The organism is Bradyrhizobium sp. CCBAU 53415 (genome assembly GCF_028128735.1).
GTDB lineage: Bacteria > Pseudomonadota > Alphaproteobacteria > Rhizobiales > Xanthobacteraceae > Bradyrhizobium.
Genome location: NZ_LBJF01000027.1, coordinates 234,191 through 247,339, shown reverse-complemented (window position 1 = coordinate 247,339; position 13,149 = coordinate 234,191). Strand labels below are relative to the sequence as shown.

The 13,149-nt window shown below is 65.3% G+C and carries 10 protein-coding genes; 4 read left to right on the top strand and 6 right to left on the bottom strand.

What is annotated here, in order from left to right:
* Positions 1 to 121: 121 nt before the first annotated feature.
* From XH87_RS29415 to XH87_RS29405, 3 genes are all read right to left on the bottom strand, one after another.
* The gene (locus XH87_RS29415) at positions 122 to 721 is read right to left on the bottom strand and encodes a hypothetical protein (RefSeq protein ID WP_271589927.1); all 600 of its coding nucleotides are present in this window, start codon (positions 719 to 721) and stop codon (positions 122 to 124) included.
* Between the two features lie 114 nt (positions 722 to 835).
* A complete protein-coding gene (gene acuI / locus XH87_RS29410; protein WP_271589926.1) occupies positions 836 to 1,822 on the bottom strand; it encodes an acrylyl-CoA reductase (NADPH) in 987 nt (328 codons plus the stop codon).
* Between the two features lie 40 nt (positions 1,823 to 1,862).
* The gene (locus XH87_RS29405; RefSeq protein WP_158668034.1) at positions 1,863 to 3,116 is read right to left on the bottom strand and encodes an MFS transporter; all 1,254 of its coding nucleotides are present in this window, start codon (positions 3,114 to 3,116) and stop codon (positions 1,863 to 1,865) included.
* 357 nt (positions 3,117 to 3,473) lie between these two features.
* On the opposite strand from XH87_RS29405, the gene nadA reads away from it, so the two are divergent.
* The 3 genes from nadA to nadC all read left to right on the top strand — a co-directional run bounded on the left by nadA (position 3,474) and on the right by nadC (position 7,259).
* Positions 3,474 to 4,580, top strand: a complete 1,107-nt coding sequence (gene nadA / locus XH87_RS29400) for a quinolinate synthase NadA (protein ID WP_271589925.1) — start codon at positions 3,474 to 3,476, stop codon at positions 4,578 to 4,580.
* A 182-nt stretch (positions 4,581 to 4,762) separates the two neighbouring features.
* On the top strand, positions 4,763 to 6,370 hold the full coding sequence (locus tag XH87_RS29395) for an L-aspartate oxidase (protein ID WP_271589924.1): 1,608 nt from the start codon (positions 4,763 to 4,765) through the stop codon (positions 6,368 to 6,370).
* 10 nt (positions 6,371 to 6,380) lie between these two features.
* Positions 6,381 to 7,259, top strand: coding sequence for a carboxylating nicotinate-nucleotide diphosphorylase (nadC, locus tag XH87_RS29390; protein WP_271589923.1), 879 nt, complete (start codon positions 6,381 to 6,383; stop codon positions 7,257 to 7,259).
* 42 nt (positions 7,260 to 7,301) lie between these two features.
* On the opposite strand, the gene XH87_RS29385 is transcribed toward nadC, so the two are convergent.
* The 3 genes from XH87_RS29385 to XH87_RS29375 form a co-directional block, all read right to left on the bottom strand.
* On the bottom strand, positions 7,302 to 8,756 hold the full coding sequence (locus tag XH87_RS29385) for a cell wall hydrolase (RefSeq protein WP_271589922.1): 1,455 nt from the start codon (positions 8,754 to 8,756) through the stop codon (positions 7,302 to 7,304).
* Positions 8,757 to 9,284: 528 nt separating this feature from the next.
* Positions 9,285 to 12,182, bottom strand: coding sequence for a pyruvate, phosphate dikinase (gene ppdK, locus XH87_RS29380; protein ID WP_271589921.1), 2,898 nt, complete (start codon positions 12,180 to 12,182; stop codon positions 9,285 to 9,287).
* Between the two features lie 95 nt (positions 12,183 to 12,277).
* Positions 12,278 to 12,433 (bottom strand): DUF3096 domain-containing protein, encoded by a 156-nt coding sequence (locus tag XH87_RS29375; protein WP_008562090.1) that lies wholly within the window; start codon positions 12,431 to 12,433, stop codon positions 12,278 to 12,280.
* Positions 12,434 to 12,659: 226 nt separating this feature from the next.
* Between XH87_RS29375 and XH87_RS29370 the strand changes: the two genes are divergently transcribed.
* Positions 12,660 to 13,013: a DUF1236 domain-containing protein gene (locus XH87_RS29370; RefSeq protein WP_271589920.1), complete on the top strand. Its 354-nt coding sequence runs from the start codon at positions 12,660 to 12,662 to the stop codon at positions 13,011 to 13,013.
* The last annotated feature ends 136 nt before the right edge of the window (positions 13,014 to 13,149 follow it).

Here is a 13,149-nt window from a genome sequence, read left to right as displayed (position 1 = left end):
CTGAGGCGCGAACAGTTACCAAGGCATGAAGGCCGCCGTCCGTATGATTGCGGCGCGGCGGCTTCGTGTTCGATGGATGTCTTCGACGACAAGGCGCGCGGACCATCCCGCGCAGGCCAGCTCACTGGGTCGACCGGCGCAGCTCCAGCGGGCCTTCGTTCTTCGCCGGCTCGGACTTGGCTTCGGCCTTCACCGGCTCGAGCCGGCTGCTCTCGACACGCGGCGTCTCGACGCGCGCGGCGACTTCGGTGTTCGATGCACCGACCGAACCGGTGCGCTCCGAGGTCCGCAGCGAGCGCGGCCGCGCCGCAGCCCGCGCCATCAGCATCTGGTTGCCGCCTTGGTGATGAAAGTCGCAATAGGCGAAGCCCATGCCCGACACCGAACCGCGGAAGCTGCGATCGTCGGTCTTTTCCAGGTTGAAACAGGGCTCGAACGGGATGCCCTTGATCGAGGCGCAGACGTTCTGGCCGCGGATCTGGAGCGTATTGCCGGGCAGGCGGAGGTGACGGACCGGGCCTGCGCCCGAGAACTGCACTGCACCGGCGGCGCCGAGATCGTCGAGAATGCGGCCCGCACCGCGGGTGCCGTCGAAGCAGGTGAAGGCGAACACTTTGCCGGCCACGAAGCGGCGCGCCTCATCGGCGTTCATGCTTCCAGCAATGGCCGGCGCAAATGTTGCTGCCGCCGTGACAGCCCCCAACACAATACGCGCAAGCATGCTCAACTCCGAACTCAACCCCCGCAGCGGGCGACGCCCTGTCTCTTTACCTGCTGCTTACCATACGAACCAAGGCAACATTGGAGCAGCTTGGTTGGTAAAGTCTAAACGCCGCTAGACAATTTTAACCGCGATGCGGCCCCGGACTTGGCCAGCAAGGATTTTCGTGCCCCACTCCGAAACCTCATCGAGCGAAATTTCCTTAGTGATTTCAGATAGTTTTTCCCGATCCAGATCGGACGCGAGGCGTTGCCAGGCCGCCCTCCTCGGCTCGATCGGGCACATCACGGAATCGATGCCGAGAAGGCACACTCCGCGCAAAATAAACGGCGCGACCGAGGACGGCAGGTCCATACCGGCGGCCAGGCCGCAAGCCGCAATCGCCCCGCCATATCTGGTCATCGAGAGCAGGTTGGCGAGGGTGGTCGAGCCGACGCTGTCGACGCCGCCCGCCCAGCGCTCCTTGGCGAGAGGTTTTGCCGGTGCCGACAATTCGTTGCGGTCGATGACTTCGGTCGCGCCCAGGTGCTTCAGATAGTCGGCCTCCGAGGCCCGGCCGGTCGAAGCGATGACGTGATAGCCGAGCTTCGAGAGCACGGCGATCGCGACCGAGCCGACGCCGCCGGCGGCTCCTGTCACCACCACCGGCCCGCTCTTCGGCAAGATGCCGTGCTTCTCGAGCGCCAGAACCGCGAGCATCGCAGTGAAGCCGGCGGTACCGATCGCCATGGCATCGCGCGCCGACAGGCCTTGCGGCAAGGCGACCAGCCAGTCGCCCTTCACCCGCGCCTTCTCGGCATAGGCGCCGAGATGGGTCTCGCCCATGCCCCAACCGGTGCAGACGACCTTGTCGCCAGCCTTCCACTGTGGATGCGAGGACTGCTCGACGGTGCCGGCGAAGTCGATGCCGGCGATCATCGGGAAGCGGCGCACCACCGGCGCCTTGCCGGTGAGCGCGAGGCCGTCCTTGTAGTTCAGCGTCGACCATTCCACGCGGACGGTGACATCGCCCTCCATCAGTTCGGCTTCGTCGAACTGCGCGAGCTGCGCGGTGGTGCCCTTGTCCGCCTTGTCGATCCTGATCGCCTTGAATGTGGCCACGACTGCACTCCCTGACTCGTTTCACGGATTGTTTAGCCGATCAGGCAGGTTGCGCAACCGCCCGCTGAACCGGTTTCTCCACAATCGGAAGATTGATCAGTGCGGAAAGCACGCCGAACAGGATCGAGAGCCACCAGATCGGCGTATAGGAACCGAAGCGCTCGAATACGACGCCCCCTAACCAGACGCCGAGGAAGCCGCCGACCTGATGGCTGACGAAGGCAAAGCCGTAGAGCGTCGCAAGCCAGCGCGTGCCGAACATGAGCGCCACCAGCGCCGAGGTCGGAGGCACCGTCGACAGCCAGGTCAGGCCGGAGATCGCGCCGAACGCGATCGCCGAGAACGGCGTGATCGGGAACGAGATGAAGGCGAGCGTCGCGAGCGCGCGGGTGAAATAGATGGTCGAGAGGATGTAGCGCTTGGGCAGATAGTTCTGGAGATAACCGACGCTCAGCGATCCCATGATGTTGAACAGGCCGATCGCCGCGATCACCCAGCCGCCAGTCTGGGTCGAGATGCCGCGATCAACGAGGAATGCCGGCAGATGCACGGTGATGAAGGCGAGCTGGAAGCCGCAGGTGAAGAAGCCAAGCACCAAGAGCACGTAGGAGCGATGACCGAAGGCTTCCGCCAGCGCCCGGGTGAAGGTCTGCTCATCCGCAGGCGCCATGTTGGCCGTGCTTGCGACCGGCGGCGTCGAGAGCGCCAGCGACAGCGGAATGATCAGCAGCATGAGGAAGCCGAACACGGTGAGCGCCTGCTGCCAGCCGAAATTATCGATCAACGCGACGCCAATCGGTGCGAACAGGAACTGCCCGAACGACCCCGCCGCCGTGCCGGCACCGAGCGCAAGGCCGCGCTTCTCGGCCGGCAGGAGCTTGCTGAACGCCGACAGCACCAGGTTGAACGAGCAGCCCGCGAGACCAAAGCCGACCATCACGCCAGCACCGATATTCAGTGAGAGCGGCGTCGAGGAGTAGCGCATCAGGAGCAGGCCGCCGGCATAGAGCAGCGCCCCCACGCACATCACCCGGAACAGGCCGAAGCGATCGGCGACGGCGCCGGCGAACGGCTGGCCCAGCCCCCACAACAGATTCTGGACGGCAATCGCGAGGCCAAACACGTCGCGGCCCCAACTGAATTCGTGACTCATCGGCTGCACGAAAAACCCGAGCGCCGAACGCGGACCGAAGCCGAGCATGCCGATCGCACAACCGCAGAGAATGATGATGGCCGGAGTGCGCCAGTTGGAGGAACGGGAGGCCGGAGCGAGCTCGCCGATCTGTGTCGACATGGTCTTCCTTGTCTGTCGTTGGCGGATCCGCAAATGAGCAGCCGCGAGGTTAGCCCGTTTAATGCATCTGCATGCAAATCCCAAGTCAAAAAGGATACCTAGTCAGAGACGGTTGCATTCCACGAGGAGCTGCCGCGGGAGCATTGCGTTTCAATGCGGCCTCGCTCGACGCATCAGCCGCAAATTGACGGGAATGTGTGCGGCAGGACCTAGCCACACGCAGCGGAGCGTGTTATCCTTGATTTACTCAGATTGAGTATATCTGGTAGCGGAGACATGCGACCGGCCTCTCGGCCGGACTTCTAGGATCCTTGATATTCTCAAATTGAGCATAAATAACGTGCACGGGAGGTTTCGATGCCGATCGCTGGAATTTACGGCCCCGACGACTTTACCAACCGGCCGCAGGGCCAACTCATCACCTCCCCGCGCGCCGCGCCGGTCCCCACGGGACCGAGATTGCCAGTGCCCGCACTGGAATGGACGCCGGAGATCGAACGTGCCACCGCGCCACTCTACGACCGCGTCAAACACGTGATCCCGCCGATCGAATGGCCGCTGATGGCGCCGGCCATCCACGCGATCAACCAGCTGAAGCGCGCGCGGGGCGCGGTGATCCTTGCCCACAACTACCAGGCCCCGGAGATCTTCCACTGTGTGGCCGATATCGGCGGCGACTCGCTCCAGCTCGCGGTCGAAGCCACCAAGGTGAAGGCAGACATCATCGTTCAGTGCGGCGTGCACTTCATGGCGGAAACCTCGAAGCTGCTCAATCCGGACAAGACCGTCTTGATCCCGGACTCGCGCGCGGGCTGCTCGCTTGCCGCCAGCATCACCGGCGCGGACGTACGGCTGCTCCGCGCAAAATTTCCCGGTGTGCCCGTCGTTGCCTATGTCAACACCTCGGCAGAGGTGAAGGCGGAGGTCGATATCTGCTGCACGTCTTCGAACGCGGTGCAGGTGGTCGAGAGTCTGGGCGCTCGAAGCGTGATCTTCCTGCCCGACCGATACCTCGCCACTTACGTGGCTTCGAAGACCGACGTTGAGATCATCGCCTGGAAAGGCGCCTGCGAGGTGCATGAGCGCTTCACGGGCGAGGAGCTGCGGAGCTTTCGCGAAGCCGATCCGTCCGTCCAGATCATCGCGCATCCGGAGTGCCCGCCGGACGTGCTGGCGGAAGCCGACTTCACCGGTTCGACCGCACACATGATCAACTGGGTGCGCGCGAAGCGGCCGCGGCGACTCGTCATGATCACGGAATGCTCGATGGCCGACAACGTGCGGGCCGAGCTTCCCGATGTCGAGATGCTGCGGCCCTGCAATCTCTGCCCGCACATGAAGCGCATTACGCTCGCCAACATTCTTGAGAGCCTCCTGACGCTTCGCGAGGAGGTGACGATCGATCCCGCGCTTGCGGCCCGTGCCCGGCGTTCAGTCGAGCGCATGATCAATCTGAAGAATTGAAGGCAACCCGCAGCAGCAAACTCCGCTGTCGTCCCGGACAAGCGAAGCGCAGATCCGGGACCCATAGCCACAGGCAGACGTTTGGCGAAGAACAGCGTGGCGGAGCTTCGTAAGACAATTTCCGCCGCAGCGTATGGGTCCCTGCTTTCACAGGGACGACGGCGGAGTGAATGGAGAGGACAATGACGAACACCATCCACGACCTCACCCGCTCGACCGACAACGTCGTCATCGTCGGCGGCGGCCTTGCCGGACTGTTCTGCGCGCTGAAGCTCGCGCCGCGGCCGGTGACCTTGATCTCGGCCGCGCCGCTCGGACAAGGCGCATCGTCCGCATGGGCGCAAGGCGGCATCGCCGCGGCGGTGGCCGAAGGCGACACACCGGAGGCACACGCCGCCGATACCATCGCGGTTGGCGGCGGCCTTGTCGATGAAGCCGTCGCACTCGGGATTGCGCGCGAGGCGGCGCCGCGCATCCATGACCTTCTCGCCTATGGCGTGCCGTTCGATCGCGATCTCGAAGGCGGGCTTGCCGTCGGGCAGGAAGCTGCACATTCCGCCCGCCGCATCGTGCATGTGCGCGGCGATGGCGCTGGCGCCGCGATCATCGCCGCCTTGAGCGATGCCGTACGTCGCACGCCCTCGATCCGCCTGATGGAAGGCTTCGTCGCCGAGGCACTGTTGACCGAGGACGGCGCCGTCACCGGCCTTCAACTGCGCGAGGCCGGCAATCGCGCTGCACGACCGGTCGTGCTCGCCTCACGCGCGATCGTGCTTGCGACCGGCGGGCTCGGCCATCTCTATGACGTCACCACCAATCCGGTTGAGGCCAGCGGCTCCGGCCTTGCGATCGCGGCCCGCGCCGGCGCCGTGATCGCCGACCCTGAATTCGTGCAGTTCCACCCCACCGCCATCATGGTCGGCCGCGATCCGGCGCCGCTCGCCACCGAAGCCTTGCGTGGCGAAGGCGCGACGCTGATCAACGGCCATGGCGAGCGCTTCATGAGGGCGCGCCACCCGCTCGCCGAGCTTGCACCGCGCGACATCGTGGCCCGCGGCGTGTTTGCCGAGGTCGCAGCCGGGCGCGGCGCCTTCCTCGATGCGAGGCAGGCGCTGGGCGCCCGCTTTGCCGAAAGATTTCCGACCGTGCATGCGAGCTGTATCGCCGCCGGCGTCGATCCCGCGACGCAAGCCATCCCGATCGCGCCCGCTGCGCACTACCACATGGGCGGCATCGCGGTGGACGCGCGCGGGCGCAGCTCGATCGAGGGGCTCTGGGCCGGCGGCGAAGTCTCCTCGACCGGCGCGCATGGCGCCAACCGGCTCGCCTCGAATTCGCTGCTGGAAGCCGTGGTCTATGCCGCGCGCATCGCTGACGACATCGCCGGCCGGACGATCCCCGCGCCCGCGCACCTGCCCGATGCGCTGGTAACGCCGCGGGGCGGCGCGCCGGATGCCGCGGCCATGAAAGGGTTGCGGACGATGATGAGCGCGCATGTCGGCGTCATCCGCGAGGGCGACGGGCTCGCGGAAGCCGTGCGCCACTTTGCCATGCTCGAACGCGAGGCCGGAAACATCGTCCTCCGCAACTTGGCGACGTCAGCCCTGTTCGTCGCCGCTGCGGCCTGGACGCGGCGCGAAAGCCGCGGCGCGCATTTCCGTTCCGATCATCCGGCTGACGTTCCCGGGCCGGCTCGGAGAACGATGACGACGCTCGTCGCGATGCGCGAGGTCGCGGAGAGCCTGAACGAGCGTCCGCTGCCGCGCATTGCGCAATCCATGATCGCCTGAAGGAAACCCCATGATCACTCCAACCTCACTGCTCCATCCCGACGCCTTTCTGTCCCCGCTCGCGATCAACACAGTCGTCCAGCGCGCGCTCGACGAGGACCTCGGCCGCGCCGGCGACATCACCTCGCTTGCGACGATCCCGGAAGCGACCAGAGCGCAAGCGATCCTCGTCGCGCGCCAGCCCGGCGTGATTGCCGGATTGCCGCTGGCGCTCGCAACCTTGCAGAAGCTGTCGCCCGACATCGAGGTGCGCGCGCATGTCCGCGATGCCACGCGGGTTGCTCGCGGCCAGCATGTGCTGGCGATCTCTGGCCCCGCGCGCGCCATTCTCACGGCCGAGCGAACCGCGCTGAATTTCGTCGGCCGCCTGTCGGGCGTTGCGACGCTCACGGCGGACTACGTCGCGCGCACGGAGGGCACCAGGATGCGCATCTGCTGCACGAGAAAAACCACGCCGGGATTGCGCGCGCTGGAGAAATACGCGGTACGTTGCGGCGGCGGCTTCAACCATCGCTTCGGCCTCGACGATGCCATCCTGATCAAGGACAACCACATCGCGGTCGCCGGCGGCGTCCGCCCGGCGCTGGAGCGCGCGCGTGTCCACGCGGGCCATCTCATCAAGATCGAGATCGAGGTGGATACGCTGGCGCAGCTGCGCGAAGTGCTCCACGCCGGACTTGCCGATGCCGTGCTGCTCGACAACATGGACGTCGCAATGCTGCGCGAGGCTGTCAGGATCAACGAGGGCCGTCTCAAGCTGGAGGCGTCAGGCGGCGTCACGCTGGACTCGATCGCCGCGATCGCGGCGACCGGCGTCGACTACGCCTCGGCAGGCGCACTGACGCATTCGGCGCCGAACTTCGACTGCGCGCTGGATATCGAGGCGTGATTTCTTCACCTCTTCCCGCTTGCGGGGAGAGGCGAAGGAACATTACCTGCGCTCGCTCACACCCATTTCGGCGGAGCTCTTGGCTTCCTGTGCGAGTTCGGCCGACAGCGCGGCAGTCTGGGCCGGAGTGCCCCAACTCGGTTCCTCGCTGCCGTCGCCCCAGTTGCGCGGCCGATAGAAGGTGTGCACGCCGGTCCTGTACATCTTCTTCATCTCGGCGACCCAGGACGGGCGGACCCAATAGGCATGGTAGTGCGTGGACTTGCCGACCTCGGGCAGCCAGATCTGGCCGTCGAGCATCGCCTTGGAAATCTTCTTGGCGCGCTCCCACATGTCGGGCTCGCGGATGACGTCCGGATTGTTGTCGCAGGCGAAGGTGAACTGGCAGGCGAAATGGCGGTACTTGTTCTGGTAGACCACGCCGCACACGGTCTCGGGGTATTTGCCGGAAAACACGCGGTTCATCACCACCTGCGCCACTGCGATCTGGCCGCGCACGGCCTCGCCGCGGGATTCGAAGTAGACGGCTTCGGCGAGGCACTTCTCGGATTTCGCGCGCGCCTTGTCGTCGAGCGCGAGCCGCTCCGCCGGCGATCTGGCGCGCTGGTTGTCGGCGTTGACCTCGCCCTTCGGCGCAACGCTCTCGCCGCTCTCGATGTCCTTGGCGGTGTCCGCCGTCGGCGGGGTCAGCGAGGCCGTCACCTTCATGTCCGGGTCGGGCATTACGATCAGAGGCTCGGCGCCGGGCTGCCAGCTCTCGATAGTCTCGAGATTGCCTCCGAGTGAGGAGCTGCCGAAGAACAGGCTCGAGGTCTTGACGCTGAAGGGATCGCGCGCCGGTGTGGGCGCGGCGGGGGCCTGCTTCAACGCCTCCAGCGGTGCGGTCGCGAGCGCGCGCGCAGCGTCGCTGGCCTGCGGCGGATTGGAATATTGCGGCAGCGGCGGCGCGCGCAGCGCTTCCTGGAGCTCGGGATCGAGCGCGGCCGCGGATTCCGGCGACATCGCCTGAGGCAACGCGGCGCTCTTGGCGCCGAAAACCGAGCTGTTCGACGTCGCAGGATCGTCCTTGGCCGGCTCCGCAGCTGGTGCGACCGTCTCGGGAGCTTGCGTCGGCGTGAAGGTTGCGAGGCGATCACCCTTCAGGGAGCGATCGACCTTGGGAAAGTCGGAAGCCTGGTAGCGCGGCGGCGCCTGAAGCGCAGGATTGCGGCTGATCGCGCCGGTGACGTCGCGGCCGTCGAGGCTCGCGAGCCGAACCATCGCGCTCTGCGGAACGGAGGTGCCAATGGGCCGCGAAAAGCTGTAGGTCGCAAGCTGGATCGATGACGCCGCGGAGAACACCTGCTTCTGCCAACGCTCGGCGACGCCGGGTTGGCGCGCCAGCAACGAGGCAATGTCCTGATAGCCGGTCTCTCTCGGCACCAATGCGAAGATGCAGAGACCGATGCCGAAGGACGCGAACCGCGCGCCCTTCGGATGGTTACGCAACACTGACATCGATACGCTCACGCTACGCTTACGCTCGTCCGATCGAACTCAGTACATCCGTGCAATTCGATCTTTATCGTAAGTATCCAATTTAGGTTGCCGGGGCGTTAATCGGCGTTGCGCGTGCAACACACTCAAGCGAACACAGGTGTTTTCACGGGGTGATCGCGCGCGTTGGTAAATGCGGCCTGACGCGAAGCGGTAAACAACCGGTCAATGCGAATGGTGAAGGAACTCTTGCCGGCGCGTATCGCGACGGGATGCGGGGAGTTCCTGGTGTCGCGCGAAGTCCATCCACATCAACGGTGTCATGCCACGCGAAGGCGAGGCATCCAGTATGCCGCGGCTTCTCGATTCAATCATTGCCGTCTCGGCGTACTGGATCGCCCGCCTTCGCGGGCGATGACAGCGCGTGTAGTGAACGCTTCCCGCAAGCTCGTCATTGCGCTCGCAATGACGGCGTGTGGAGCGAGAGTCGTGCAAAATGAAAGAGGCGGGGTTTGGCCCCGCCTCTCTCGACTCAATCCTGCGCTCCGCCTACGCCTGGCTCGCGATCGCCTTGCCGAGCGCGGCTTGCGCCGCTGCAAGCCGGGCGATCGGCACGCGGTACGGCGAGCAGGAGACGTAGTTGAGGCCGATGTGGTGGCAGAAGGCGACGGAGGCGGGATCGCCGCCGTGCTCGCCGCAGATGCCGACCTTGAGCGAGGCGCGCGTCTTGCGGCCGCGCGCGACGCCGATCTTGACGAGCTCGCCGACGCCTTCCTGATCCAGAGAGATGAAGGGATCGACCGAAAGAATGCCCTTCGCGACGTAGGGACCGAGGAAGCTCGCCGCGTCGTCGCGGCTGATGCCGTAGGTCGTCTGGGTGAGGTCGTTGGTGCCGAACGAGAAGAACTCGGCCGACTGTGCGATCTCGGCCGCGAGCAGACAGGCGCGCGGCAGCTCGATCATGGTACCGACCTGATAGGCCAGCTTGGTGTTGGTGTCGCGCATCACCGCCTGTGCCGTGGCATCGATCCGCGCCTTGACGAGATCGAGTTCGGCCTTGGTCGCGATCAGCGGCACCATCACCTCGAGGCCGACGGCCTTGCCGGTGCGCTTCTGCGCCTCGACTGCCGCCTCGAAGATCGCACGGGCCTGCATCTCTGCAATCTCCGGATAGGCGATCGCGATGCGGCAGCCGCGGAAGCCGAGCATCGGGTTGAACTCCGAGAGTTCGCGCGCGCGGTCGGCCAGACGCCGCGGATCGGTATTCATGGCGCGCGCCACTTCCTCGACCTCGGCATGGGTGTGCGGCAGGAACTCGTGGAGTGGAGGATCCAAGAGCCGGATCGTGACGGGCAGGCCCTTCATGATCTCGAACAGCTCGACGAAGTCGGCGCGCTGCATCGGAAGGAGTTTTGCGAGCGCGGCGCGGCGCGACTGCTCGTCCTCGGAGAGGATCATCTCGCGTACCGTGCGGATGCGCGTCTCCTCGAAGAACATGTGCTCGGTGCGGCACAGGCCGATGCCTTCCGCGCCGAACTTGATCGCGGTGCGCGCGTCGTCGGGCGTGTCGGCATTGACGCGCACACCGATCTTGCGGACTTGGTCGGCCCAGTTCATCAGCGTGCCGAACTCGCCGGAGAGCTCCGGCTCGATCATCGGCATGCGGCCGGCGAGCACCTGGCCGAGCGAGCCGTCAATGGTGATGACGTCGCCGGTCTTGAAGGTGCGCGAGCCGATGCTCATGGTGCCGCGGCCGTAATCGACGCGGATGGTGCCGCAGCCGGAGACGCAGGGCTTGCCCATGCCGCGCGCGACCACCGCCGCGTGCGAGGTCATGCCGCCGCGGGTGGTCAGGATGCCTTCGGCAGCGTGCATGCCGTGGATGTCTTCCGGGCTGGTCTCGATGCGGACCAGGATGACCTTGTGCCCGTCGGCCTGGAGCTTGGCCGCTTCATCCGAGGAGAACACGATCTCGCCGGAGGCCGCACCCGGGGATGCCGGCAGTCCGGTCGCGATCACGTCGCGCTTGGCATTGGGATCGATGGTCGGATGCAAGAGCTGATCGAGCGAAGCCGGATCGATGCGCGTCACCGCTTCCTTCTTCGAGATCAGGCCTTCATTGGCGAGCTCGACAGCGATGCGCAGCGCCGCTTTCGCGGTGCGCTTGCCGCCGCGGGTCTGGAGCATCCAGAGCTTGCCCTGCTCGACCGTGAACTCCATGTCCTGCATGTCGCGGTAGTGCTTCTCGAGCAGCGTGTAGATCCGCGTCAGCTCCTTGAAGGCCTCCGGCATCGCCGATTCCATCGAGGCCTTGTCGGAGCCCGACTCTTTCCGCGCCTCCTCCGTGATGTCCTGCGGCGTGCGGATGCCCGCCACCACGTCTTCGCCCTGCGCGTTGATCAGGAACTCGCCGTAGAGCTTGCTCTCGCCGGTCGACGGGTTGCGGGTGAAGGCAACGCCGGTGGCCGAGGTCTCGCCCATGTTGCCGAACACCATGGCCTGGACGTTGACCGCAGTGCCCCAGGATTCCGGAATGTCGTGCAGCTTGCGGTAGGTCACCGCGCGCGCATTCATCCAGGAGGAAAACACCGCGCCGATCGCGCCCCAGAGCTGGTCATGCGGATCCTGCGGGAAGTCCTTGCCGGTCTCGCGCGCGACCGCGTCCTTGTACTTGCCGACCAGTTCGACCCAGTCGTCCGCGGACAGATCGGTGTCGAGCGTGTAGCCCTGGCTATCCTTGAAGGTGTCGAGGATTTCCTCGAAGTGATGATGCTCGAAGCCGAGCACCACGTCCGAATACATGGTGATGAAGCGGCGATAACTGTCATAGGCGAAGCGGCGGTCGCCCGACAATTCCGCCAGCGCTTCGACGGTCTGGTCGTTGAGACCGAGATTGAGCACGGTGTCCATCATGCCCGGCATCGAGGCGCGCGCGCCGGAGCGCACGGAGACGAGCAGCGGGTTCTTGGCATCGCCGAAGACCTTGCCGGTCAACTTGCCGACATAGTCCAGCGCCTTCTCAACCTGCGACTGCAATTCCTTCGGGTAGGCCTTGTCATGCGCGTAGAAATAGGTGCAGACCGAAGTCGGGATAGTGAAGCCGGGAGGCACCGGCAGACCGAGATTGGCCATCTCGGCGAGGTTTGCGCCCTTGCCGCCGAGCAGGTCGCGCATCTCCGAGCGGCCCTCGGCCTTGCCGTCGCCGAATGTGAACACCCACTTGCCGGCCTTGACCGCTGCCGGCGCCGCCTTGGCGGGCGCGGCCTTCTTCGGTGCCGGCTTCGCGGCGACCTTCACGGCCTTTGCCGCCGGCTTGGCAGCGGATTTGGCGACCGGCTTCGGCGCGCTCTTGGCCAGCGCCTTACGGGCCGGCGGCGCGGCTTTCGTGACGGCGGAGGACTTTGATTTCGCTGGGATTTTCTTGGGCTTCGAGGCGGCTTTGGCCATAGCTTGCACACAACCTGCGAGAGGAATGGGAAATCGCGGGCCTTACACCATTTTGGGCGGGCCCGCGCAAGTCGGACAGTTCCGAAAAGTGACGCCTAGAAGCGGAGCCACTTCAGGAGCCCGAGCCCGATCGCGCCGTTCACGATGAGGAAGATTGCGACAATGAGGTTGAGAAGCCGCGGCATGATCAGGATAAGCACGCCCGCAATCAACGACAGGATCGGCGAAATGTGGGCGACGGTGATGTGCATGAACAATCTTTCCGTGGAGGTGAGGCGAATCGCGGGCGGATCATAGCCGTCCCTGTTCCGGGAGTAGAGATGCGCGAGACGCGCTGCAAGTTCCCCGCTTCGCGAAAACTGCCCGAAATTGCCGCGAATGCGGCGGGCCTTTTCGCGGAACATTGCGAAGGGTGCATGCATTGGCAACCGGTCGCGCCATTGGCGCGCCCGAAAAATCACGTCGAAGGAGTTGTCCATGCGGAACAGGATTCTTGCTCTTGCAGCGCTCGCGGCCGCGATCGGCTCCCCCCTTGCGGCCCAAGCGCAAAGCAGTGTCACCATCGGACGCGCGCCGGCCGCGGTCGACAGCACCCCGACCATCGCGGTCGAGCAGCGGCCGGCCTTCCGCGAATATGTCATCGAACAACGTGTACCGGCCTTCAGCATTCCGGATCGCGTGGTGGTCGGTTCTACGTTACCGGAGACCGGCATCACCTATTATGACGTGCCGCAACGTTTCGGCGCCACCACCTATCGCTACACCGTGGTGAACGGCGAAACCGTCCTGGTGGAGCCGCGCTCGCGCCGCATCGTCGAGGTGCTGGACTGACATCGCGACCGATTGACATCGACTGGATGTCCGGCGCGTCACATCAGGCTGGCGCGAGCAGTTAAGCGGACATCAGGCCCCGCCCGGTCTTCCCCCCGCCGGGCGGGGCTTTTTTATGTGGCTGTCATTCCGGGAC

Coding starts and splice junctions, on each gene's coding strand:
- nadA (WP_271589925.1), top strand. CDS start 3,474: ATGCCGATCGCTGGAATTTACGGCCCCGACGACTTTACCAACCGGCCG.
- XH87_RS29375 (WP_008562090.1), bottom strand. CDS start 12,433: ATGCACATCACCGTCGCCCACATTTCGCCGATCCTGTCGTTGATTGCG.
- XH87_RS29370 (WP_271589920.1), top strand. CDS start 12,660: ATGCGGAACAGGATTCTTGCTCTTGCAGCGCTCGCGGCCGCGATCGGC.
- XH87_RS29415 (WP_271589927.1), bottom strand. CDS start 721: ATGCTTGCGCGTATTGTGTTGGGGGCTGTCACGGCGGCAGCAACATTT.
- XH87_RS29395 (WP_271589924.1), top strand. CDS start 4,763: ATGACGAACACCATCCACGACCTCACCCGCTCGACCGACAACGTCGTC.
- ppdK (WP_271589921.1), bottom strand. CDS start 12,182: ATGGCCAAAGCCGCCTCGAAGCCCAAGAAAATCCCAGCGAAATCAAAG.
- XH87_RS29405 (WP_158668034.1), bottom strand. CDS start 3,116: ATGTCGACACAGATCGGCGAGCTCGCTCCGGCCTCCCGTTCCTCCAAC.
- nadC (WP_271589923.1), top strand. CDS start 6,381: ATGATCACTCCAACCTCACTGCTCCATCCCGACGCCTTTCTGTCCCCG.
- XH87_RS29385 (WP_271589922.1), bottom strand. CDS start 8,756: ATGTCAGTGTTGCGTAACCATCCGAAGGGCGCGCGGTTCGCGTCCTTC.